Annotated in this window: 22 protein-coding genes and 1 pseudogene; 12 read left to right on the top strand and 11 right to left on the bottom strand. The window is 64.4% G+C overall.

The annotated features are described in order from the left end of the window. Window positions 1–898 (top strand): HNH endonuclease signature motif containing protein (locus tag CH285_RS23875; RefSeq protein ID WP_143545008.1); only part of this gene is annotated, 898 nt, incomplete at its 5' end. Between the two features lie 91 nt (window positions 899–989). On the opposite strand, the gene CH285_RS23870 is transcribed toward CH285_RS23875, so the two are convergent. Beyond that, a complete protein-coding gene (locus CH285_RS23870; RefSeq protein ID WP_027495234.1) occupies window positions 990–1,418 on the bottom strand; it encodes a type II toxin-antitoxin system Rv0910 family toxin in 429 nt (142 codons plus the stop codon). Window positions 1,419–1,477: 59 nt separating this feature from the next. On the opposite strand from CH285_RS23870, the gene CH285_RS23865 reads away from it, so the two are divergent. From CH285_RS23865 to CH285_RS23855, 3 genes are all read left to right on the top strand, one after another. Beyond that, a complete protein-coding gene (locus CH285_RS23865) occupies window positions 1,478–3,793 on the top strand; it encodes an ATP-dependent DNA ligase (protein ID WP_094660277.1) in 2,316 nt (771 codons plus the stop codon). Window positions 3,794–4,024: 231 nt separating this feature from the next. Continuing rightward, entirely contained in the window at window positions 4,025–5,239 is a 1,215-nt protein-coding gene (locus CH285_RS23860; RefSeq protein WP_094643613.1) for a lipase family protein, read from the top strand. An 83-nt stretch (window positions 5,240–5,322) separates the two neighbouring features. Beyond that, window positions 5,323–6,318 carry an iron-siderophore ABC transporter substrate-binding protein gene (locus tag CH285_RS23855; protein WP_094643614.1) on the top strand — a complete coding sequence of 332 codons (996 nt, stop codon included), beginning with the start codon at window positions 5,323–5,325 and terminating at the stop codon, window positions 6,316–6,318. A gap of 137 nt (window positions 6,319–6,455) precedes the next feature. Here CH285_RS23855 and CH285_RS23850 read toward each other — a convergent pair whose 3' ends face one another. From CH285_RS23850 to CH285_RS23835, 4 genes are all read right to left on the bottom strand, one after another. Further along, window positions 6,456–8,330 carry an ABC transporter ATP-binding protein gene (locus tag CH285_RS23850; RefSeq protein WP_027495230.1) on the bottom strand — a complete coding sequence of 625 codons (1,875 nt, stop codon included), beginning with the start codon at window positions 8,328–8,330 and terminating at the stop codon, window positions 6,456–6,458. 65 nt (window positions 8,331–8,395) lie between these two features. Then, entirely contained in the window at window positions 8,396–10,711 is a 2,316-nt protein-coding gene (lon, locus tag CH285_RS23845) for an endopeptidase La (RefSeq protein WP_094643615.1), read from the bottom strand. 108 nt (window positions 10,712–10,819) lie between these two features. Next, complete coding sequence (locus CH285_RS23840) at window positions 10,820–11,521, bottom strand: type 1 glutamine amidotransferase domain-containing protein (protein ID WP_094643616.1); 702 nt, start codon at window positions 11,519–11,521, stop codon at window positions 10,820–10,822. 114 nt (window positions 11,522–11,635) lie between these two features. Further along, complete coding sequence (locus tag CH285_RS23835) at window positions 11,636–12,397, bottom strand: putative protein N(5)-glutamine methyltransferase (RefSeq protein WP_094643617.1); 762 nt, start codon at window positions 12,395–12,397, stop codon at window positions 11,636–11,638. Between the two features lie 81 nt (window positions 12,398–12,478). Between CH285_RS23835 and CH285_RS23830 the strand changes: the two genes are divergently transcribed. Continuing rightward, window positions 12,479–12,862, top strand: coding sequence for an MmcQ/YjbR family DNA-binding protein (locus CH285_RS23830; RefSeq protein WP_032389341.1), 384 nt, complete (start codon window positions 12,479–12,481; stop codon window positions 12,860–12,862). 46 nt (window positions 12,863–12,908) lie between these two features. Beyond that, complete coding sequence (locus tag CH285_RS23825; RefSeq protein WP_094643618.1) at window positions 12,909–13,715, top strand: pentapeptide repeat-containing protein; 807 nt, start codon at window positions 12,909–12,911, stop codon at window positions 13,713–13,715. A gap of 4 nt (window positions 13,716–13,719) precedes the next feature. On the opposite strand, the gene CH285_RS27590 is transcribed toward CH285_RS23825, so the two are convergent. Beyond that, window positions 13,720–13,917 carry a DNA-binding protein gene (locus CH285_RS27590; RefSeq protein WP_032382328.1) on the bottom strand — a complete coding sequence of 66 codons (198 nt, stop codon included), beginning with the start codon at window positions 13,915–13,917 and terminating at the stop codon, window positions 13,720–13,722. A gap of 35 nt (window positions 13,918–13,952) precedes the next feature. Here CH285_RS27590 and CH285_RS23820 point away from each other — a divergent pair, with 35 nt between their 5' ends. After that, window positions 13,953–14,840: an oxidoreductase gene (locus CH285_RS23820; RefSeq protein ID WP_032382327.1), complete on the top strand. Its 888-nt coding sequence runs from the start codon at window positions 13,953–13,955 to the stop codon at window positions 14,838–14,840. Here CH285_RS23820 and CH285_RS23815 read toward each other — a convergent pair. Next, on the bottom strand, window positions 14,828–15,361 hold the full coding sequence (locus CH285_RS23815; RefSeq protein WP_032382326.1) for a TetR/AcrR family transcriptional regulator: 534 nt from the start codon (window positions 15,359–15,361) through the stop codon (window positions 14,828–14,830). The genes CH285_RS23820 and CH285_RS23815 overlap by 13 nt on opposite strands. Window positions 15,362–15,421: 60 nt before the next feature. On the opposite strand from CH285_RS23815, the gene zapE reads away from it, so the two are divergent. Then, window positions 15,422–16,339: a cell division protein ZapE gene (gene zapE / locus CH285_RS23810; RefSeq protein ID WP_094643619.1), complete on the top strand. Its 918-nt coding sequence runs from the start codon at window positions 15,422–15,424 to the stop codon at window positions 16,337–16,339. Here the strand turns inward: zapE and CH285_RS23805 are convergent. Both CH285_RS23805 and CH285_RS23800 read right to left on the bottom strand, forming a co-directional pair. Continuing rightward, window positions 16,292–16,672 carry a hypothetical protein gene (locus CH285_RS23805; RefSeq protein WP_032369575.1) on the bottom strand — a complete coding sequence of 127 codons (381 nt, stop codon included), beginning with the start codon at window positions 16,670–16,672 and terminating at the stop codon, window positions 16,292–16,294. The two genes, zapE and CH285_RS23805, sit on opposite strands and share 48 nt — an antisense overlap. 71 nt (window positions 16,673–16,743) lie before the next feature. Continuing rightward, complete coding sequence (locus CH285_RS23800) at window positions 16,744–17,247, bottom strand: GNAT family N-acetyltransferase (protein ID WP_032369576.1); 504 nt, start codon at window positions 17,245–17,247, stop codon at window positions 16,744–16,746. Between the two features lie 229 nt (window positions 17,248–17,476). Between CH285_RS23800 and CH285_RS23795 the strand changes: the two genes are divergently transcribed. From CH285_RS23795 to CH285_RS23780, 4 genes are all read left to right on the top strand, one after another. Then, window positions 17,477–17,851: a hypothetical protein gene (locus CH285_RS23795; protein ID WP_094698424.1), complete on the top strand. Its 375-nt coding sequence runs from the start codon at window positions 17,477–17,479 to the stop codon at window positions 17,849–17,851. An 88-nt stretch (window positions 17,852–17,939) separates the two neighbouring features. Beyond that, on the top strand, window positions 17,940–19,049 hold the full coding sequence (locus CH285_RS23790; protein WP_032369578.1) for an LLM class flavin-dependent oxidoreductase: 1,110 nt from the start codon (window positions 17,940–17,942) through the stop codon (window positions 19,047–19,049). Next, window positions 19,039–19,494 (top strand): MarR family winged helix-turn-helix transcriptional regulator, encoded by a 456-nt coding sequence (locus CH285_RS23785; protein ID WP_032369579.1) that lies wholly within the window; start codon window positions 19,039–19,041, stop codon window positions 19,492–19,494. The genes CH285_RS23790 and CH285_RS23785 overlap by 11 nt, the downstream gene beginning before the upstream one ends. After that, entirely contained in the window at window positions 19,494–20,378 is an 885-nt protein-coding gene (locus CH285_RS23780) for a pirin family protein (RefSeq protein WP_094643620.1), read from the top strand. Before CH285_RS23785 ends, CH285_RS23780 begins: the two co-directional genes overlap by 1 nt. Window positions 20,379–20,404: 26 nt before the next feature. On the opposite strand, the gene CH285_RS23775 is transcribed toward CH285_RS23780, so the two are convergent. Both CH285_RS23775 and CH285_RS23770 read right to left on the bottom strand, forming a co-directional pair. Further along, complete coding sequence (locus CH285_RS23775; RefSeq protein ID WP_032367901.1) at window positions 20,405–20,950, bottom strand: ribonuclease H family protein; 546 nt, start codon at window positions 20,948–20,950, stop codon at window positions 20,405–20,407. A 113-nt stretch (window positions 20,951–21,063) separates the two neighbouring features. Further along, window positions 21,064–21,190, bottom strand: a pseudogene (locus tag CH285_RS23770) (MBL fold metallo-hydrolase); the annotation flags it as partial.

Raw genomic sequence — 21,190 nt, 5'->3', positions numbered from 1 at the left:
CACCGACCGCAACGAACTCTTCGCCTCGAAAACCCTCAACGGACGTCTCGTGGCGAAGATGGATTTCGATGCGATCACCGGAGAAAAGCTGCTCACCGCGCTTTCGCCGTTGACCGAACCCCGACCCGCCGCAGACGGCACCCCAGACGACCGCAGCCCCGCCAAGCGCAGAGCCGACGCCTTCGGGCACATCCTCGACCGCTACCTCGCCTCCAGTGACCGCCCCACCGAGGGCGGTGAGAGGCCGCACGTCAACCTGCACATCCGGTTGCAGGACCTCCAGAGCCTGAGCGGTCAGAGCAGTGACGACATCACCGATGACGAAACCACATGCGCTACAACAGAATTCGACTCAGACCTGGTCGACCCGGTCGACATCGACACCACAGCAGAAACCAACAACGAGGCCGGTTCAGTGACTGCGGATCGTGGCGCATATCGGGACCTGTTCGGCGACGGCACCACCGTCGGCTGGCTGCCCTGGATGGGACCCCTCTCCCGCAACACTTCCCGCCAGTTGGCGTGTGATTGCCTCCTCACCGCCATCGTCATGGACGAGAACGGCAACCCACTCAACCTCGCCCGCACCGCCCGCACCGTCACCGCGAAACAGAAACGCGCCCTCACCGCCCGCGATCACGGTTGCGCGTTCCCCGGCTGCGGCAAACCCGCCGCCTGGACCGAAGGCCACCACATCTGGCACTGGACCGACGGCGGACCCACCGACATGAACAACCTCGTCCTGCTCTGCGGGTTCCACCACCGCCTGATCCACCACAGTGACTGGGAAGTCTTCATCGGCACCGATCAGCACCCCTGGTTCGTACCCCCGGCAACCGTCGACCCCTACCGACAACCCAGACCATCCCACGCCCGAGCAGGCCCCCACATCGCATAACCACCTGAACGCACACCAGCCCCGCACCGAGAACACGGTGCGGGGCTGGAAGAGATTGTCCGACAGCTACTTCAGGAATCCCGAGATGCCGTCACTTCAATGCAGCAAGGTTCGCCACCGACTGCTTCACATCGGTATCGAGTGCACGGGCGACCACCGAACCCACCGGACCGAACAGCACGCCCCCACCGAATTTCGCGTCGAGTGTCAGCTCCGAACCGCCCTCGGCCTCACGCACGTGGACGGTCAGCGAGATCCTCACTCCACCTTTGCCGCGGCCCGACATCTCGATCAGCTTCGGCTCTTCGTACTCGGTGAACTCCCAGTTGATCGTGTTCTTGAAACCCTTCACCTTCACCAGCGACTCGACCTTCGTGCCCTTGCCGACCTTGTTCGGCGGCGGACTGCACCAACCACCGTGGATGGTCATCCACTCGTCGAACCGGTCGAGCGCGGAAGCCTTGTCCCACGCGCCCTGCGGGTTCTCGGGCATCTGTACCGAGACACTGATCGTTGCCATGCATTCGAGCCTGTCACAACTTGGTCGCAGGTTCAGACGGCGAGCACTAACCTGAGACGATGGCCACGCTCGAGATCGAAGGCCGAAAGGTCTCCGTCACCAACCTCGACAAGGTGCTGTTCCCAGAAACCAGCACCACCAAGAGCGACATCATCGAGTACTACGCTGCCATCGCCCCGGCGATGCTGCCGCACGTCGCAGGACGCGCCGTGACCCGCAAGCGATGGCCGAACGGCGTCGAACAATCCTCGTTCTTCGAGAAGAATCTCGCCGCATCCGCACCCGACTGGCTCGACCGCCGATCCATGCAGCACTCCGACCGAGTCGTCACCTACCCGTTGTTCTCCACCGCAGCGGATCTGGTGTGGCTCGGGCAGCAGGCGGCCATCGAAGCGCACGTGCCGCAATGGCGTTTCGACGGCACCGAACACGGCCCTGCCACCCGCATGGTCTTCGACCTCGATCCCGGCGACGACGTCGACCTCGCCCGATGCGCTGAGGTGGCCTGCGAAATACGTGACCTCATTGCAGACATCGACATGACCGCGTACCCGGTCACCAGCGGCAGCAAGGGAATTCACCTGTACGTACCACTGGACAAACCGCTGTCGACGTCCGGCGCATCCACCGTCGCCAAACGCGTCGCCACCCTGCTCGAAGAACGGTCACCGGATCGGGTGACCGCCACGATGGCGAAAGCGAAGCGCACGGGTCGAGTATTCGTCGACTGGAGTCAGAACAACGGAAAGAAGACAACCGTTGCGCCGTACTCACTTCGGGGCCGGTCCCTGCCCACCGTCGCGGCCCCGCGAACCTGGAAGGAGCTCGAATCGCCAGGACTGCAACAACTTCGATTCGAGGAGGTTCTGGAACGGTTCCACGACACCGGAGACCTATTGGCCGATCTCGATCCGAAGCCGGCAGCGGACGAACACGACACCTCCGGCACGGACAAGCTCGGCAAGTACCGCAGCATGCGTAGCGCGGATCGAACTCCGGAGCCCATCCCGAAAACCGCCGAGCCCCAGGGTAACGACGATACGTTCGTGATTCAGGAACACCATGCCCGACGCCTGCACTACGACTTCAGGCTCGAACACGACGGAGTCCTGGTGTCGTGGGCCGTGCCCAAGAACATCCCGGTCGAGACCGGGCAGAACCGTCTGGCCGTCCACACCGAGGACCACCCACTGGAATATGCAACATTCGCCGGACGAATTCCCAAGGGCGAGTACGGCGGCGGTGACGTCTCGATCTGGGACAGCGGAACGTATGAGCTCGAGAAGTGGAGGGACGACGAAGTCATCGTCGTTCTGCACGGAGCCAAAGCGAGCGGACGGTTCGCCCTCATCCGCACCAAGGGCAACCAGTGGCTCATGCACTTGATGAAAGACCAACCCGGACAGGACAGTGCACACAAGAAAAGCCAGGAGAGCCCGTCGACGGACAAGCCGGTGCTGAAGAACATCTCACCGATGCTTGCAACAGCGGGCGACATACTCGATCTACCCGAGGACGAGTGGTCGTTCGAGGGTAAATGGGACGGCTTCCGCATCGTCGCGGAATTGACTCACGGTTCGATGTCCCTGCGCACCCGAAGCGGAAGCGACTACACCGAGAAGTTCGGAGCCATCGGCTCTCTCGCCGAGGACCTGGCCGATCACGACGCCGTCATCGACGGTGAAGCGGTCGTCTTCGACAGCAACGGCATCAGCAGCTTCGAGAAGCTGCAGAACGCCGCCCGCGACGACATCCGGTTCATCGCCTTCGACCTGCTCCATCTCGACGGCACTTCCCTCGTGCGCAAGAAGTACTCCGACCGGAGACGATTGTTGGAATTGCTCACCACCGGCCTCGACTCGGTTCTGGTACCACCGTTGCTGACGGGTTCGGCTGCCGACGCCATCGCCGAGAGCCGTGAGCGGGGGTGGGAGGGAGTCGTCGCCAAGCGCACCGATTCGATCTACCAGCCGGGCAAGCGCGCCCACACCTGGATCAAGTACAAGAACTGGCGCACGCAAGAAGTGGTGATCGGCGGTTGGCGACGCGGCCAGGGGCGTCGTTCCGGCGGATTCGGCTCACTGCTGATGGGGATCCCCGACGGCGACGGTCTTCGCTACGTCGGTCGCGTCGGCACCGGTTTCGACGATCGCGCGCTCGATTCACTCGCCGGTCTGCTGGCTCCGCTGGAAACGTCGGACAGTCCTTTCTCCACGACGCTTCCCACTGCCGACAGGCGCGGTGCCGTATGGGTGGAGCCGGTTCTCGTCGGAGAAGTGCGGTTCTACGAGGCCACCGAATCCGGCCACCTGCGTCACCCGAGCTGGCGCGGACTGCGCCCGGACAAGTCGCCGACGGACGTCGTTCCCGAGTAGCCCACGCCGGTATTACAGCGGCGAATTTTGTCGAATCCCAGAAACCGGCAGAAAAACCGTTCTTCGGTTGCCATAGAATCACCGGGTGCGTACCGTTGCGCTCATCGTCGCCCGGGGAGCGTAACGAGTCACAGTTCAATAGCTATATCGAGTTGCGGGCCGGCTCTACGGGGGCTTGCCGAATCGTCGAAACGCGCGCCGTTTCGATTCAGGCATGGAGGGGTTTACCAGATGCGGGTTCTCAAGTTGGCAGGCGCTGTCAGCATGACGGCGGTCGCTGTCTTTTGTTCGACGCTTGTCGGTGCAGGTCAGGCCGCGGCCGACCCGTTGATGCCGACCCCGATCGCAGACGGATTCGGTGCACCGCCAGCAGATCTGTCGGGAATGCAGCCAGGCGACGTGATTTCCAGTCGGCCGATGCCGCCCCCGCCCGGATTCTTCGATGTCGACGTGTGGCAGCTGAAGTTCCGCTCGACCGATTCGGCGGGTGATCCCATTGCGGCGATCAACACGATTCTGGTTCCGCGCAACAAAGCGCCCAATGGACCTTTGCTTTCCTACCAACACATCATCAATGCGCTCGGTCTCGAATGTGCACCCTCACAAGCACTCTGGTCGAACGACCCCAATCTGGCGATCCGTGAAGCTCCCGCTCTGAACGCTGTTCTGCAACGCGGTTGGACGGTCGCCATCGCCGATCACCTCGGACCCAGAAGCGCCTACGGTGCCGCGAAGCTCGGCGGACAGATCGTGCTCGACAGCATTCGCGCCACGCAGCGCTTCGCCCCCATCCAGGTTCAGCAGAGCCCGGTTGCGTTGGCCGGCTACTCCGGCGGCGGCATGGCAACAGCGTGGGCCGCGGCGCTCCAGAACGACTACGCACCCGAGCTGAACATCGTCGGCAGCGCGAACGGTGGCGCTCCGATGAACCTCGAACGCATGGCCCGCGATCTCGGTTTCGCACCGCACCCCATGTTCGGTCTGGCGTTCGCGGCCGCTCTCGGTATCGAACGCGAATACCCCAACCGCATTCCGATCAGCTCTCAGCTCAACCCGGTGGGTAAGGAGATCGAGCGCAAGATCCAGAACGGGTGCACCAACGACATCATCGCCGCGGGTGCAGGCAAGAGCGCCATGGAGGTCGCCGGCACGCTCGACCTGATCAACAGTCCGGAAATGATCGCCGCCGTCAACGAGAACAGTGTCGAGCTGTACCCGGGAGTCCCGAAGGCCCCGTACTTCGAGTGGCACAGCCCGTCCGATGCATTGATCCCGGTCAGCGCCATCGACAACACGATCGCCCGCTACTGCCGCGCCGGAGTGCTGGTGACAGAGGTGAAGGTGCCGAGCAACGATCACCTGACAGCAGCCGTACTCGGACTGCCACAGGCGCTCGAATGGATCGATCAGCGGTTCGCCGGAGTACCTGCCGTTTCCAACTGCTGACCGTATTGTCCGACCCGGTGCGTGCTGGATGAGCACGTGGGTCGGTTAGGCTAACCTCGCAAATACACGCGCGAGGAGTCCCCATGAAGAAGACCGTCCACGTAGTCGCCGCCGGTGCCGCAGTCATGGCACTGGCGGTCGGCTGTTCGTCCAGCGACGAATCCGCTGCCTCCGGCAACGCCGAGAACAGCGGCAGCTTTCCCGTCACCATCGAGCACCACTTCGGTGAGACGGTCATCGACGCCGCACCCTCCCGCGTCGTGACCATCGGATTCAACGAGCAGGACTTCGCGCTGGCGCTCGGAGTCAAGCCCGTCGCCACCCGTGGAAATCTCAGTTACGACTACCGCCAACGCCCGTGGGCCCAGGAAGCATTGGGCGGCAACGAGATCCCCGAGGTCGGCAGCACCGACCTGAACCTCGAGCAGATTGCTGCGCAGTCACCCGACCTGATCCTCGGACCGTACTCGTTCATCGATCAAGGCCAGTACGACCAACTTTCGGCGATGGCCCCGACGATCGCAGACATCGGTGGATACGACGACGTCCCCGCGGCCACGTGGCAGCAGGAATTCGCCGTGGTCGGCGAGGCACTGGGCAAGAAGCAGGAATCCGACGAGCGAACCGCCGAGCTCGAGCAGAAGTTCGAGACCACCCAGACCGACAACCCTCAGTTCGCCGGCAAGGCACTGACACTCGCGTTCGTCATGGACGACGGCAGCTACTTCGTTCTCGGTAAGGACGACATCCGAGCACTGTTCTTCACCGACCTCGGCTTCGAGATCCCCGACGCCAGCGAAACGGTCAGTCCCGAAAACCTCAGTCGACTCGACACCGACGTCCTCGTCATCGCCGGGCAGAGCCGCGAACAACTGCAGGCAAACCCGCTGATCGCCGCACTCGACGTCGTGAAGCAGGACCGCACCGTCTACATCGGCTCGTTCAGCACCGACCTACCGTCGGCTCTCGGCTACTCGAGCCCACTGTCCCTGGACTACGCAATCGACGGATTCACCCCGATGCTGGCCGCCGCAACCGACAACGACCCGGCCACCGTGGTCCCAGATCCGATGTCATAGGTCACTCCGCAGGCTGCGCTCCCGGCCTTCCTAGCTCACTCCGCAGGCTGCGCTCCCGGCCTTCATAGGTCACTCCGCAGGCCGCGCTCCCGGCCTTCATAGGTCACTCCGCAGGCTGCGCTCCCGGCCTTCCTAGGTCACTCCGCTGGCACGGTGTGCGCGAACTGTGTTCGATGCAGCTCCTCGTAGCGGCCGCCCGCTGCGAGGAGCTCGTCGTGTGTTCCGCGCTCGATGACCTGTCCGTTCTCGATCACCAGGATGGCGTCCGCTGCTCGGATGGTCGAGAGCCGGTGCGCGATCACCACCGACGTCTTACCCTCGAGCGCCTCGGCCAGCGCTGCCTGCACGGCGGCCTCGGACGTCGAATCCAGTGAGGCCGTAGCCTCGTCGAGAATCACCACCCGCGGCTGCGCGATCAGCAGCCGTGCGATCGTCAGGCGTTGACGCTCCCCGCCGGACAGGCGGTAGCCGCGCTCGCCGACGATCGTCTCGAGCCCGTCGGGCAAGGAACGCACGAGATCGGCGAGCCTGGCCCGCGACAGTGCGTCCCACAGTTCGTCCTCGGTGGCGTCGGGCCGTGGCAACAGCAGATTCGAGCGAATGCTTTCGTGGAACAGATGACCGTCCTGAGTCACCATTCCCACTGTGTTGCGGACGGATTCGGCGGTCAGGTCTCGCACGTCGACGTCGCCGAGCCGCACTGCGCCGCTGTCGACGTCGTACAACCGAGCGATCAGTTGCGCGATCGTGGACTTGCCCGCACCGGAGGTACCCACCAGGGCGACCATCTGACCGGGTTCGGCCCGGAACGACACACCGTGCAGAACCTCTTCGCCGCCACGGGAATCCAGAGTTGCGACCTCCTCCAGGGACGCGAGCGACACCTTGTCGGCCGACGGGTATGCGAACCTGACGTCGTCGAGTTCGACGGCCACCGGCCCCGGGGGCAGCACCGTCGCGTCGGGCTTGTCGGCGATCAGAGGAACGAGATCGAGCACCTCGAACACGCGCTCGAAACTGACCAGCGCGCTCATGACCTCGACACGGGCACTCGCCAGTGCGGTCAGCGGCGCGTAGAGCCTGGTCAGCAGAAGGGACAGTGCGACAACCGAACCCGGGTCCAGTCGACCACTGAGTGCGTAGAAGCCGCCGAGTCCGTAGACCACAGCGAGGGCCAGAGCCGACACCAGGGTGAGCGCCGTGACGAACACGGTCTGCACCATCGCGCTCCGAACCCCGATGTCGCGGACTCGGGCGGCTCGAACCGCGAACTCGACGGATTCCTGGTCGGGATGCCCGAACAGTTTGACCAGTGTCGCTCCCGGGGCCGAGAAACGCTCGGTCATCTGGGTGCTCATCGCCGAATTGTGCGCTGCCGCTTCGCGTTGCAGACGTGCGAGGCGTCGACCCATGCGACGTGCCGGCAGCACGAACACCGGCAACAGGATCAGCGCGAGCAGAGTGATCTGCCACGAAATTCCGATCATCACCACGAGCGTCAGAGCCAGCGTCACCACGTTGCTGACGACTCCGGACAACGTGGTGCTGAATGCGCGTTGGGCACCGATGACGTCGTTGTTGAGGCGACTGACCAGAGCGCCGGTTCGGGTGCGGGTGAAGAAGGCGATCGGCATCCGCTGCACATGGTCGAACACTGCGGTGCGCAGATCCAGAATCAGACTCTCACCGATGTTGGACGAGAGCCACCGGTTGATCAGACCGAAGCCTGCGTCCACGATGGCGATCACCGCGATGGCCAGAGCCAACAGCACCACCACACGTAGCTCTCGCCCGTCGACGATCGCGTTGACCACCCGCCCGGCCAGTACCGGAGTTGCCACCGCAAGCACCGCCAGCGCGACGCTGAGCACCAGGAAGCCGCCGAGGGCGCGCCGATGCGGTGCTGCGAACGACAGGATCCGACGCGCAGTCTCCTTGGAGAACGAAGACTGCGCGCCGGAACTGTTCATCGTGCGATACATCTGGTTCCACGCGGTCATCTCCATGCTCATGACACCAACGTAGAACCTCGACCGAACTCGAGGTCAAGCAGAGCCCGAGAACGGTCGCCGTCACCTCACGCGGCAGCGGCAGCTTCCGCCGGTTCCAGCGCGAGCGCCAGTATGTCGGCCACGTCGGTCATCGGCCGAACGTCCAACGCCTCCAGGACCTCCGCAGGGACGTCGTCCAGATCGGGTTCGTTGCGTGCCGGAATGAACACCGTCTTCAGCCCGGCGCGCTGAGCCGCCAGCAGCTTCTGCTTGACTCCACCGATCGGCAGCACACGTCCGTTGAGCGTCACCTCTCCGGTCATTCCCACGTCCGACCGCACCGGACGCCCGGTGGCCATCGACACCAGGGCCGTCACCATCGTCACGCCCGCCGAAGGACCGTCCTTGGGCACTGCCCCGGCCGGAACGTGCACATGGATACTGCGATCCAGTGATTCGGCAGTGACGCCGAATCGAGCTGCGTGCGCTCGCACGTAGGACAGCGCGATCTGCGCCGACTCCTTCATCACGTCGCCGAGCTGGCCGGTGAGCGTGAGGCCCGCGTCGCCCTCGGTGGAGGCCGCCTCGATGAACAGCACGTCGCCGCCGAGCCCGGTCACTGCCAGACCCGTTGCGACGCCGGGCACTTCGGTTCGCTCGTGCGCCTCGGGGGTGAAGCGCGGACGACCGAGGTAGGTCACCAGATCCGGCTCGTCGATCTCGAGCACGTCCGTGGTGCCCGCGAGTTTCGTCGCCACCTTACGTAGAGCCTTGGCCAGCAAGCGTTCGAGTTGCCGCACCCCGGGCTCGCGGGTGTAATCGGCAGCGATCTTGCGCAGTGCGGCGTCGGTGACGGTCACCTCGTCGGATGTGACTGCCGCCCTCTCCATCTGACGCGGAAGCAGGTAGTTCCGAGCGATGACGACCTTGTCGTCCTCGGTGTATCCATCGATGGTCACCAGCTCCATGCGATCGAGCAGTGGGCCGGGAATCTGATCGATCACGTTGGCGGTGGCGAGGAACACGACGTCGGACAGGTCGAGATCCAGATCGAGGTAATGGTCGCGGAACGTGTGGTTCTGCGCCGGGTCCAGCACCTCGAGCAGTGCGGCGCTGGGATCACCACGGTAGTCCGAACCGACCTTGTCGATCTCGTCCAGCAGCACAACAGGATTCATCGATCCCGCCTCGCCGATCGCCCGCACGATGCGGCCCGGCAATGCGCCGACGTAGGTGCGACGGTGGCCGCGGATCTCGGCCTCGTCGCGAACCCCACCGAGGGCAACACGGACGAAGGTACGACCGAGAGCGCGGGCCACCGATTCGCCCAACGAGGTCTTACCGACACCGGGAGGTCCGGCGAGAACCATGACGGCACCGGAGCCGCGTCCGCCGACGGACTGCATACCCCGCTCGGAGCGCCGTGCGCGAACGGCCAGATATTCGACGATGCGGTCCTTCACGTCGTCGAGTCCGTGGTGGTCGGCATCGAGAACGGCTCGCGCCGAATCGATGTCGGTGTTGTCGGTCGTGGTGTTGTTCCACGGCAGATCCAGCACGGTGTCGAGCCAGGTGCGGATCCACCCCGACTCGGGGCTCTGATCACTGGCCCGCTCCAACTTGCCCACTTCACGGAGCGCCTGTTCGCGCACCTTCTCGGGCAGGTCCGCAGCCTCGACACGGCCGCGGTAATCATCCGCACCGTCGGGTTCGTCCTCGCCCAGTTCTTTTCGGATAGCAGCGAGCTGCTGGCGCAGGAGGAACTCCTTCTGCGTCTTCTCCATGCCCTCTCGGACGTCGCCGGAGATCTTGTCGTTCACCTCGACCTCGGCCAAGTGAGCCTTGGTCCACTCGATGAGCGAGTTCAATCGCGCTGCCACATCCGGGTTTTCGAGCAGGTCACGCTTTTGCACGTCGGTGAGGTACGACGCGTAACCCGCGGTATCGGCGATCGCGCCGGGGTCGGTGAGCTTGTTGACCGAGTCGATCACCTGCCAGGCATCGCGGCGTTGCAGCATCGCGACGACGAGTTGCTTGTATTCGGCCGCGAGCGCCTTGAGGTCGTCGTTCGGGGTCGTATCGGCGACGGGTTCGGCCTCGACCCACAGGGCCGCCCCGGGGCCACTGACCCCGTGGCCGATGTGCGCACGACGAGTTGCCTTGATAACGGCGGCCGGGCGACCGTCGGCCAACCGTCCCATCTGCACGATGGTGGCGAGAACGCCATAAGCGGCGTACCGATCTTCGAGTCGGGGAGCGACGAGCAGCGTGCCGTCGTTGCTCGCCTTCGCTGCGTCGACGGCGGCGCGTGCGGCCTCGTCGAGTTCGACGGGCACCACCATTCCGGGCAGGACGATCGGGTCGGTCAAGAACAGTACGGGGACACGAACGGTTTCGGTCACTTCTCCTCCAAAGGATTGAGCTATAGGGGCTCAACTTCGAAAGGAGTAGTGATGTTCCCCGAGCGGTCGATGTTCTCCGTGGGCAGAACACCGACCGTCCACGGCGTTTTACTTCAGGGCGCTGACCAGCTTCTCCGCGAGAGGACGCGTCGATGCGGGGTTCTGGCCCGTGTAGAGGTTGCGGTCGACGACCACATGCGGCGACCAGGCGTCGGCGTTCTCGAACTTGGCACCGTTCTCGCGCAGCCGGGTCTCGAGGAGCCATGGGGCCTTGTCGGCCAGCCCGGCCTGGGTCTCTTCCTCGTCGGTGAAGCCGGTGAGCTCGTACCCGTCGAAAGCCCAGGAGCCGTCGGTACGGACGGCCGGCAGGAGGGCCGCCGGTGCGTGGCACACCGCCGAGACCACCTTGTTCGCATCGAGGAATTCGACCACGAGGGCACCGAAGCTCGTCGAGACGGCGAGATCCTCCATGGGTCCGTGGCCACCGGGGACGAACACGACGTCGAAGTCGGAGGCCTTCTGGTCTTCCAGCTTCGCGGGCGAGGACAGGATCGACTCGATCGAGGCCAGGTAGCTCTTCTGGTCCGCCACCTCCTGCTCGTCGCCGCCGTTCGCGTCGACGGCCAGACTGCCCTCGTCGACGACCGGAGCCTTGCCACCCGGCGTCGCCACCGTGATGTCCCACCCGGCCTCTACGAATGTGCGATGGGACTCGACGAGCTCCTCGGCCCAGTACCCGGTGGGGTGCTTGCTTCCGTCGTTCAGGGTCCAATGGTCGGCAGCGGTTACCGCGAACAGCAAAGTAGTCATGGTCGAACAGCCTCTTTTCTCTATCGGGATCCGTTCGGGAATGCCACGAAACGCCCCAGTCGAAACGCACAGTCGAAACGCGCCTCCGAAACCGGCCGTGTGGCACTCGACTCGTCACGTACGCGAAGCGATCACGACCACCGCGTCGAACTCGTCCGATGTGCTCACCCGCGCGTGGAATCCGCAGTCGCGCACTGCCCGCAGAGTCGAATCAGCCAGTGCTGCACTGCTTTCGATCAGCAAGTGACCGCCGGGGGCCAACCATGCAGGTGCCCCCTCGGCCACGAGACGGTGGAACCGGGCACCGTCTTCGCCGCCGTCGAGCGCGATGCGTGGCTCGTGCAATCGCGCTTCTCGCGGCATCAGTTCGATGTGGGCCGTCGGGACGTACGGCGCGTTGACCACTATCGCATCGAAGGAGCCGAGCAACTCCGGTGGTAAGGCGTCGTACAGATCGCCGCGGTGCACCGTGCCACCTACGGCAGCCAGGTTGCGCGTGGCGCATTCCACGGCCGCTGCGTCGAGATCGGCGGCATGTAATTCGGTGACGCCACCGACCGACAGTCCTACCGCACCGGATCCGCAGCACATGTCCAATAATCGCGACGGCTGAAGTGCTGCAGCACAATTCACCAGGAATTCAGTTCTCCGACGGGGCACGAATACCCCCGGTTCGACGGCGACGCGTCGGCCACAGAACCACACCCAGCCGACGATGTGTTCGAGCGGTTCCCCTGCGACACGGCGAGCGAGCAGGGCGGCGAGATCGTCGCTGTCCGACGCAGATTCGATCAGAATGCCGGCTTCTTCTTCGGCGAACACGCAGCCGGCCCCGCGCAGACCGGACACGACCTCGTCGTACTTGGGTCTCACCATGGATGGAGCCTCCTCCAAGTGCCTGCGCCCAACTGCCCCGCGCTGAAATACTGTAGCCCGGCATGTGTCACAGGGAGTCGAATGAACTGGGAACCCGAGGTCCGACAGATGTGTCTGGCGTTGCCCGAGACCTACGAGGAGCAGGCGTGGGTCGGTACTCGATGGCGGGTACGCGGGCGCACCTTCGCACACGTCCTCGACATTGTCGACGGCACTCCTCCGGCATTCGCAACAGCGGCGGGGACCGACGGACCGGCGCATGTCCTCGTATTCCGTTCCTCCGGAATAGAACTCGACGCATTGTCGAAGCGGGATGGCTTCTTCGCTCCTGGCTGGGGACCCGAGATCATCGGCATGCTGCTCGACGAGTCGGTGGATCGAACGGAACTCGGCGAGTTGATCACGGAGAGCTACTGCACCCGGGCCCCGAAGAAGCTCGTCGCACTCCTCCGACGTCCGGAGTGACGATTCTCGTTTGACGCTGCGGCCGCCCGAAGGACAGAGTGAGCACATGAGCCCACCCGAGAATCTGCTCGCCGATTGCGGCAGCTGCTTCGGACTCTGTTGCGTTGCTCTGCCCTTCGCCAAGTCGTCGGATTTCGCCGTCGACAAAGCCGCCGGGGAACCGTGCCGCAACCTTCAGCAGGACTCGCGCTGCGGCATCCACTCGTCGCTTCGGGAGAAGGGCTTTCCCGGATGCACGGTGTACGACTGTTTCGGTGCGGGGCAGAAAGTGTCGCAATCGACGTTCGCGGGGCGGGACTGGCGGCAGAAGCCGTCGAATTCGTCGGAGATGTTCGCGGTGTTCCCGATCATGCGGGATCTGCACGAGTTGCTCTGGTACCTGGCAGATGCATGTGGCCGGATATCGACCGCATCCCTGCACGGTCGGCTTGCCCACGAGTACGAGGAGCTGGACGCTCTCACGTCGGAGACTCCCGAGGTCCTGTTGTCGGTCGACGTCTTCGCAGTGCGCTCGCGGGTCAACGAGGTGCTGCTCGATGCCAGCGATCTGGTGCGCGCAGAGGTGTCGGGCAAGAAGAAGAACTATCGCGGTCGCGACATGATCGGAGCCAAGCTGGCCGGTGCGGATCTCCGCGGTGCGAGCTTGCGGGGTACGTACCTCATCGGGGCGAATCTGCGCGGTGCCGACCTGCGCTGGGCCGACCTGATCGGGGCCGATCTTCGCGGTGCCGATCTCCGCGGTGCGAATCTGCGCGAGACGATCTTCGCGACTCAATTCCAGATCAATGCGGCGCTCGGTGACAGATCGACACAGCTACCCGAGGCGTTGACCCGTCCCGGACATTGGACGTGACCGTTCAGCTCAGTGACCTGCCGGTGCGCTCGAGCGCTTCCTGAACGATCCTCACTGCCTTCGGTCCGACTCCGTGCAGTGACGCGAGCTCAGCAGCGGGCACCCCGGCCAGGTCGTCGAGACAGGTATATCCCGCAGCTCGCAATGCCCGCATCGCGGGGTTTCCGATCCCTGCCGGAAAGAGGGGTTCTGCTGTACTCACCGGCGCATTCTAAAACAGACCGGTAGCCTGTTGCCGTGCCCGAAACCAAGCAGAAACGCGTTGTCATCACCGGAGCGAATACCGGTATCGGCTACTACACAGCTTTGGAGCTGGCCAAGCGCGGCGATCACGTGACGCTTGCCTGCCGCAACCAGGACAAGGCCGACGCCGCAGCGGCGAAGATCCGCGCGGAGGCCCCGAACGGAACTGTCGACACGGCCACCCTCGACCTGGCCGACCTCGGTTCGGTCCGCAAGTACGCCGAGTCGGCTCCCGAATCGATCGACATTCTGATCAACAATGCGGGCGTCATGATGCCGGCGAAGCGAACCGAAACGAAGGATGGGTTCGAGCTCCAGATCGGCACCAACCATCTCGGCCACTTCGCGCTGACCGGGTTGCTGTTCCCCAAGCTCGCCGCCGACGCGAAGATCACGACCGTCGCCTCGGTCGCGCACCGTCAGCGCCCCAAGCTCGACTTCGACGACCTCCAGCTCGAGCGTGGCTACAACGCGCAACGCGGATACGCGAACTCCAAGCTCGCCAACATCCTGTTCGCGCTGGAATTGCAGCGTCGGATCGACAAGGCCGGATCCAAGGTCACCAGCAATGCGGCACACCCCGGCATCTCGTCGACCGAGCTCTACTCCAGCCCGGACGGCCTGGGCAGCAACAAGATCCTGGCGGCCCTGGCACCCATCGGACTCAAGTTCATCTCTCAGTCCGCCCGAGCCGGAGCGCTTCCCACACTCTATGCAGTCGACGTCGCAGGCGGCGGCACCTACAGCGGTCCCACATCGCTGTTCGAGTCCCGCGGCAAGCCGGGCCCGGCGAGCATGACCAAGATGGCTCAGGATCCCGCACTCGCAGCCCAGCTGTGGGACGCCAGCGAGAAACTCACTGGCGTCGGCTACCCGTTCTGAGACGGAATCCCGGCGAGATAGACCGATATCGGAAGCCGTAGTCCCGCAGCCCCTTTCGCGGTTCCACGGCCGAAAATCGCGTCGGCCATCAGTCCTTCGCACAGCGAGACCAAGCCGTCTCCGTGGGCTGGCTCGTCGAACAGTTCTCTGGCCCGTTCGAGTGAGAAGAACGAACGGGCCAAGTCGGCCCTGATGTCGGCCGGGACCGCAGGATCGAGCATCAGCGCGTAGCGAGCCCGGAGCTCGACCATGCGATGGGTGATCGCAGCGTCGAGATAGCGTGCGATCACCGTCGCAACATCGGTTTCGGTTCCGACGATCTCCAGAAACGATGCCCGCGAGAGCTCGATCAGACGGGTAGCCACGGCGGCGAGCAGATCGGCCTTGGTGCGGAAGTAGTACGACGTGGACCCTGCCGGAAAGTCCAGCGCAGAATCGATCGACCGGTGCGTCAACACGCGCAAGCCGTCACGGGCGATGACACCCAGTGCGGCGTCGGCGATGGCGGTGCGGCGGTCCACAGCAGTGACCCTACACACGCCCTCTACAAATGTAGAGTAGCGGGGCGTACGGTTCGTGACATGAGGCCGACCGCATCGCGACACGTCTTCGACGCTGCCTTCACTCTCGACGACGCCCAGGCCGCAGCGGCAGACATGCTGTCGACACCCGGCGACAGAGGTGTCTACCTGTGGGGACCGGTCGGGCGTGGCAAGACCTGGCTGTTGGACAGCTACTTCGCCGCGGCCGACACCACTGCGAAGAAACGCGTGCACTTCCATAGCTTCTTCCGCGATCTCCACGCGGCGTACTTTCGCCACGGGTTTTCCATCGACGCAGCCATCGACGATGTCCTGTCGACAGGATCGGCTCCGGCGGCACTGCTGTGCTTCGACGAATTTCACGTCCACGACATCGGAGACGCCCGCCTCATCACGCGCATGCTCGACGCACTCTTTGCCCGTGGCATCGTCCTGGTCGTCACCTCGAACTACGCGCCCGACGATTTGCTGCCGAATCCGCTGTTCCACCCGGCGTTCGTCCCGACCATCGAGAAGCTGAAGAAGTGCCTCGACGTAGTCCGTGTCGACGGCCCCGTCGATTACCGCGCCGCCGGCGCCAGTGGATCGCGCTTTGCCTCGGGGACATGGACCGTGGGGCCCGTCTCGGGTGGTCGAACGTTTGCCGAGCTGTGTTGCGCTGCCCGCTCGACGGGCGATTACCTCGAGATGGTCCAGAAAGCACCGCAGCTGACGATCACCGACATTCCGGCTCTCGCGAGCGTGGACGACTTCGCGGCTCAGCGCTTCGCGAATCTGGTCGATGTTCTGTACGACCGCGATGTGCGTACCGAATTCCACAGCGTGGTGCCGCTGACCGAATTCGCCGTCGGACGTAGCGGACTCGATACCGACAGACTGATCAGTCGACTCAGCGAACTGGGCTCTCGGTCACGCGAGTGCGCGGCGGACAGAGTCAGGATCCCCGGCTCGCAGTAGCTCTTCACCGCGAGCGAGGAGAACGACCTCGTTACCGTCGAGCGCGAGCCCACGGCACGCCAGGCCGGCTCCTTCCCACAGCAGAACGAGCTCGAGAATCAGCCGCGCGAGAGTGGCGTCGGGATTGCGGCCGATGCTCCACGACCAGTTACTGACTCGGATTCCGGCGTCTCGGGCGAGCGCCTCACCCAGCCGAGATCCGGTAACCCACGGATACATGTCGTCCAGGACCGGCGTGAAGGCGGAGGTGAGCAGTGCCGCAGCAAGATCACGACGGTCTCGCCCCAGCAGCGCTCGAAGTTCGGCGGACAGTTCGGTCTTGGATGCCGGCATCTCCGAATCCTAGACGCGCGCTCGATTCGAACTGCGGCACGTCGGTGCATCCAACGAACTCGAATACGGGCCTACGGTCGCGCAGCACGCAGTTTGGTCATCACAGCTTCGTGCTCCTGGGGAGCAAGGGGGTAAGGGACTCTGTCACCGGTGTCGTTGAATCCCATGCGCCGATAGAACGCCTGGGCGCGTTGATTGTGCTCGTGCACCTCCAGCGTCAGCTGGTCGTGCCCACGTTCGCCGGCCCACCGCTCGATTTCGAGCAGCAAGGCTTCGGCCAAGCCTTCGCCCCGCAGGAGCGGCGTCACGTAGACGCCCAGCAGAAATGTCCTGCCGTCCTCGACCCGAGCCCGCATGATCCCTACCCATCGACCGGCGTCGTCCACCGCGGCGAATCCACACGACAGCGCAGAACTGGTTTCGGCGGCTCGCCGCAGCCAGTCGTCGTCCGATTGCCGCGACGCAGCATCGAGAGTCTCGCCGAAGGCCTTCGGCGAATCTGCCAACATCTCGAGGCGAAGCGCGCGGAACGACCGCCACGACTCGGCCGTGACAGGAACGATACGAAACGCCATGAAGTCGATGCTAGGGAATCGGAAGGCCGATACGGGCTCACGGCCCACCTATGGCGTCCAAGACGAAGCCACTGCAAAACAAAGGGAGACACCCACTACTGACGGCGGTCGGGGGCGACAGCAGTAGCGGGTGTCTCATTGACCATTCGGGGCCCGTCGCCGGGTGGATGGGTAGCGGATGGGAAATTCTTTCGAAGTTTTATCACCGACCGAGGCATAGCCTGTGACCATGCCTTTCACAGCAGCGAACCACTACGACTTCAGCGGTGACGACCTCACCGGAACCGTCGACGCCCATCGCTCCGCCGGAGTGTGGGCGGCGCAGCTCGTCCTCAGTGGAGAGACGCTGGAATCCACCGACGTCACCCGATCCGATCTGGGATTCGAGGTGCGGAGCGTCGTCGAAACCCTCTCGGACGGTAACCGGACCCACCTGCTCGTCGTTCTGCCCCGCGTCAACATCGATACGGACGACGGCCAGGACGTCACGTTCACCTCGTACGCAGTGCTGTACACCGTGCACGGCGGAACCACCGAGCAGCACGGCCCGACCGAGTCGTACGACGTGCGGTTGCTCACCGGAACCGCGTCGCTCGTGCAGTGACCGCCGCGGAAATAACCCGGACCGCACCCCGGTTGTACGGCATAGTCAATGCAAACGCATGAACTTGTCGTTCGGGTAGGAGCACGCCATGCAGTTCGGAATCTTCACCGTCGGAGATGTCACCACCGACCCCACCACCGGGACGACGCCCTCCGAGCACGAGCGCATTCGATCGATGGTCACCATCGCCAAGCATGCCGAGGACGTCGGTCTGGATGTTTTCGCAACCGGCGAGCATCACAATCCGCCGTTCGTACCCTCGTCACCGACGACCATGCTCGGCTACATCGCGGCCACCACCGAGAAGTTGATCCTGTCGACGTCGACGACGCTAATCACGACGAACGACCCGGTCAAGATCGCCGAGGACTACGCGATGCTTCAGCATCTGTCCGAGGGACGCGTCGACCTCATCATGGGTCGCGGCAACACCGGCCCGGTCTACCCGTGGTTCGGACAGGACATCCGTCAGGGCATCCCATTGGCTCTGGAGAACTACCAGCTGCTGCGACGCCTGTGGACCGAGGACGTCGTCACGTGGGAGGGAAACTTCCGGACGCCACTCGACCGGTTCACGTCCACTCCCCGTCCGCTCGACGACATTGCGCCGTTCGTCTGGCACGGGTCGATCCGCAGCCCGGAGATCGCAGAAATCGCCGCCTACCACGGTGACGGCTTCTTCGCGAACAACATCTTCTGGCCGAAAGAGCACTACATCCAGCTCATCGATCTCTACCGGGAGCGCTACGAGCACTACGGCCACGGCCGCGCCGACCAGGCCATCGTCGGTCTCGGCGGTCAGGTGTTCATGCGCAAGAACAGCCAGGACGCGGTGAACGAATTCCGACCGTACTTCGACAACGCACCCGTCTACGGCCACGGCCCCACGATGGAGGAGTTCACCGAGCAGACCCCGCTGACCGTCGGATCTCCACAGCAGGTGATCGAGAAGACGCTCGCATTCGCAGACTACTTCGGCGACTACCAGCGTCAACTGTTCCTGATGGACCACGCCGGCCTGCCGCTGAAGACAGTGCTCGAGCAACTCGACATCCTGGGCGAGGACGTCGTACCGGTATTGCGCAAGGAATTCGCTGCCCGACGCCCGGCCGGCGTTCCGGAGAGTCCTCCGACCCACGCCTCGATGCTGGCAGAGAAGGCCGCGGCCGCTGCGAAGGAACCAGCAGTTGCCGTCTGACACGGAGGTGGCGGTGAACGCCTGGGAGTCGCTGTTTCGCTCCCAGGTTTCCCTGATGCGCCGGTTCGCCGCCGACGACATCTGGGATCCGATCGGCATGCGCGAATACGACGTGCTGTTCACCCTGAGCACCAGCCCGGACCGCAGACTCCGACTGCGTCGACTCAACGACGAGATCCTGCTCAGCCAACCGTCGCTGAGCCGGATGTGCGACCGACTCGAGGCGATGGGTTACGTTGTCCGAGAGCATGATCCGTCGGACAAACGCGGGACCGTGATCTGCCTGACGGACGCGGGATCAGACCTGCAGGCCTCGATCGGACGCAAACACGCCGCCCGCATCAGGCGCTACGTCGGCGATGCATTGGACACCGACGAACTCAGGACACTCGACAGTCTGTGCACCAAGCTCAGACTCGCCCAGACCGACATCCGGGAGCACTGATGATCCAGGTCCTCACCCCACGCGAGGTTCCACTCGGCGGCCCTCGTGCCATGAAGGTGCGCCGCACCCTGCCGCACAAGGACCGATCCCTCATCGGCGCATGGTGTTTCGCAGACCACTACGGGCCCGAGCACTCGCGCATGGACGTCGCACCGCACCCGCACACCGGCCTACAGACCGTCAGCTGGCTGTTCTCCGGTGAGATCGAGCATCGCGACAGCGTCGGATCTCATGCGATGGTGCGGCCCGGGGAGCTCAACCTGATGACGGCCGGGCAGGGCATCAGCCACTCCGAGGTGTCGACACCCGACACCGACATCCTGCACGGGATGCAGCTGTGGGTGGCACTGCCCGCCGTATCCCGTTTCGTGGCACCGACTTTCGAGCACTACGTTCCCGATTCGATCTCCCGGCCCGGCCTGACCGCTCGGGTGTTTCTCGGATCGCTTCTGGGCGAGACCTCGCCGGTGTCGACGTACACGCCACTGCTCGGAGCGGAGATCGTGCTCGACGCCGGGGCGCGGGTCAGCGTCGAGATCGACGAGTCCTACGAACACGGAGTTGTCGTCGACCAAGGATCGGTGACGCTGAACGAGACCGATCTGGCCGCAGCCGAACTCGGCTACCTCGAACCCGGGCACCGGTCGATGCAGCTCCACAATCCCGCCCGCGAACCGGTTCGATTCCTCCTGTTGGGCGGTCCGCCGTTCGGTGAACAGATAGTCATGTGGTGGAACTTCGTCGGCCGCAGCCACGAGGACGTGGTGGAGTATCGGGCCGCGTACGAGGCCGAGAACGGTCAGTTCGGCACCGTGGAGGGCTACCCCGGGCCCAGGTTGCACGCACCGGAACTACCCAACGCGCGGATGAGACCCCGCGGCTGATCCGGAACATGCGCGCGGCTCGGCCGTCAGAACAGGGTGGCGATCTCCGGTTCGGACGGGCGCGGCGCAGCGGGAACGGATTCCTTCTGTGCAACGGGTCCGCTGCGAGCCTCGGTCGGTGCAGGCACCGCGTTCGCTCCGGCGGCCGCGATGGCACGGGCGGCTTCGCCCGCCAGCGCGTCGGCTGCTTCGTTGAAGTGATTGCCGACGTGGCCGCGAACCCACCGGAATCGCACCGGCCCCTCGCGTTCGGTGATGGCTCGCTCGATGCTCTGCACCAGATCGAGGTTGCGCACGGGGGTGCCGCCCGCAGTCTTCCACCCCTTGCGCTTCCAGCCTGCCAGCCACTCCGACGCGCACTTGATGGCGTACTGAGAGTCCGATTCGATCAGCAACGGCTCCGGGCCGGGGTGGGCCAACACTGCCTCGAGCAAGGCGCGGAGCTCGGCTACCTGGTTGGTGCCCGAGGGCTCGCCGCCGGAGTTGCTCGGACCCGTGTGATTGACCCACGCCCACCCGATTGCTCCGCCGGGGTTACGCAGACAAGAGCCGTCCGTACTCACGATGATCACGGACAGGACCCTACTTCGGGCCACCGACAAACCCCGGCTGACTCGCCCCGGCAGCCGGGAGAGACTTCTCCCAAGCTGGGCATCGCTGACACTGTGCTGCGAAACATCGAACCTCAGTTCCCGCGGGCGATCCATTCTTCGAGGTGCGGGGACTCGTCCCCGATACTCGTTCCGTCTCCGTGCCCGGTGTTGACCCGGGTCTCGGCGGGCAACGCGAACAACCGATCCCGGATCGAGCCG

Origin of the sequence: Rhodococcus sp. 05-2256-B1 (genome assembly GCF_002258465.1) — a bacterium.
Taxonomy (GTDB): domain Bacteria; phylum Actinomycetota; class Actinomycetes; order Mycobacteriales; family Mycobacteriaceae; genus Rhodococcoides; species Rhodococcoides fascians.
This window is presented reverse-complemented; position numbering and strand designations above follow the sequence as displayed.

What these genes read in the sequence shown, in the direction of transcription:
- CH285_RS23865 (WP_094660277.1), top strand. Translation starts at nt 1,478, where the DNA reads ATGGCCACGCTCGAGATCGAAGGCCGAAAGGTCTCCGTCACCAACCTC.
- CH285_RS23840 (WP_094643616.1), bottom strand. Translation starts at nt 11,521, where the DNA reads ATGACTACTTTGCTGTTCGCGGTAACCGCTGCCGACCATTGGACCCTG.
- CH285_RS23805 (WP_032369575.1), bottom strand. Translation starts at nt 16,672, where the DNA reads ATGCCGGCATCCAAGACCGAACTGTCCGCCGAACTTCGAGCGCTGCTG.
- CH285_RS23855 (WP_094643614.1), top strand. Translation starts at nt 5,323, where the DNA reads ATGAAGAAGACCGTCCACGTAGTCGCCGCCGGTGCCGCAGTCATGGCA.
- CH285_RS23790 (WP_032369578.1), top strand. Translation starts at nt 17,940, where the DNA reads ATGCAGTTCGGAATCTTCACCGTCGGAGATGTCACCACCGACCCCACC.
- CH285_RS23825 (WP_094643618.1), top strand. Translation starts at nt 12,909, where the DNA reads ATGAGCCCACCCGAGAATCTGCTCGCCGATTGCGGCAGCTGCTTCGGA.
- CH285_RS23800 (WP_032369576.1), bottom strand. Translation starts at nt 17,247, where the DNA reads ATGGCGTTTCGTATCGTTCCTGTCACGGCCGAGTCGTGGCGGTCGTTC.
- CH285_RS23860 (WP_094643613.1), top strand. Translation starts at nt 4,025, where the DNA reads ATGCGGGTTCTCAAGTTGGCAGGCGCTGTCAGCATGACGGCGGTCGCT.
- CH285_RS23830 (WP_032389341.1), top strand. Translation starts at nt 12,479, where the DNA reads ATGAACTGGGAACCCGAGGTCCGACAGATGTGTCTGGCGTTGCCCGAG.
- zapE (WP_094643619.1), top strand. Translation starts at nt 15,422, where the DNA reads ATGAGGCCGACCGCATCGCGACACGTCTTCGACGCTGCCTTCACTCTC.
- CH285_RS23835 (WP_094643617.1), bottom strand. Translation starts at nt 12,397, where the DNA reads ATGGTGAGACCCAAGTACGACGAGGTCGTGTCCGGTCTGCGCGGGGCC.
- CH285_RS23780 (WP_094643620.1), top strand. Translation starts at nt 19,494, where the DNA reads ATGATCCAGGTCCTCACCCCACGCGAGGTTCCACTCGGCGGCCCTCGT.
- CH285_RS23850 (WP_027495230.1), bottom strand. Translation starts at nt 8,330, where the DNA reads ATGAGCATGGAGATGACCGCGTGGAACCAGATGTATCGCACGATGAAC.
- CH285_RS23795 (WP_094698424.1), top strand. Translation starts at nt 17,477, where the DNA reads ATGCCTTTCACAGCAGCGAACCACTACGACTTCAGCGGTGACGACCTC.
- CH285_RS23870 (WP_027495234.1), bottom strand. Translation starts at nt 1,418, where the DNA reads ATGGCAACGATCAGTGTCTCGGTACAGATGCCCGAGAACCCGCAGGGC.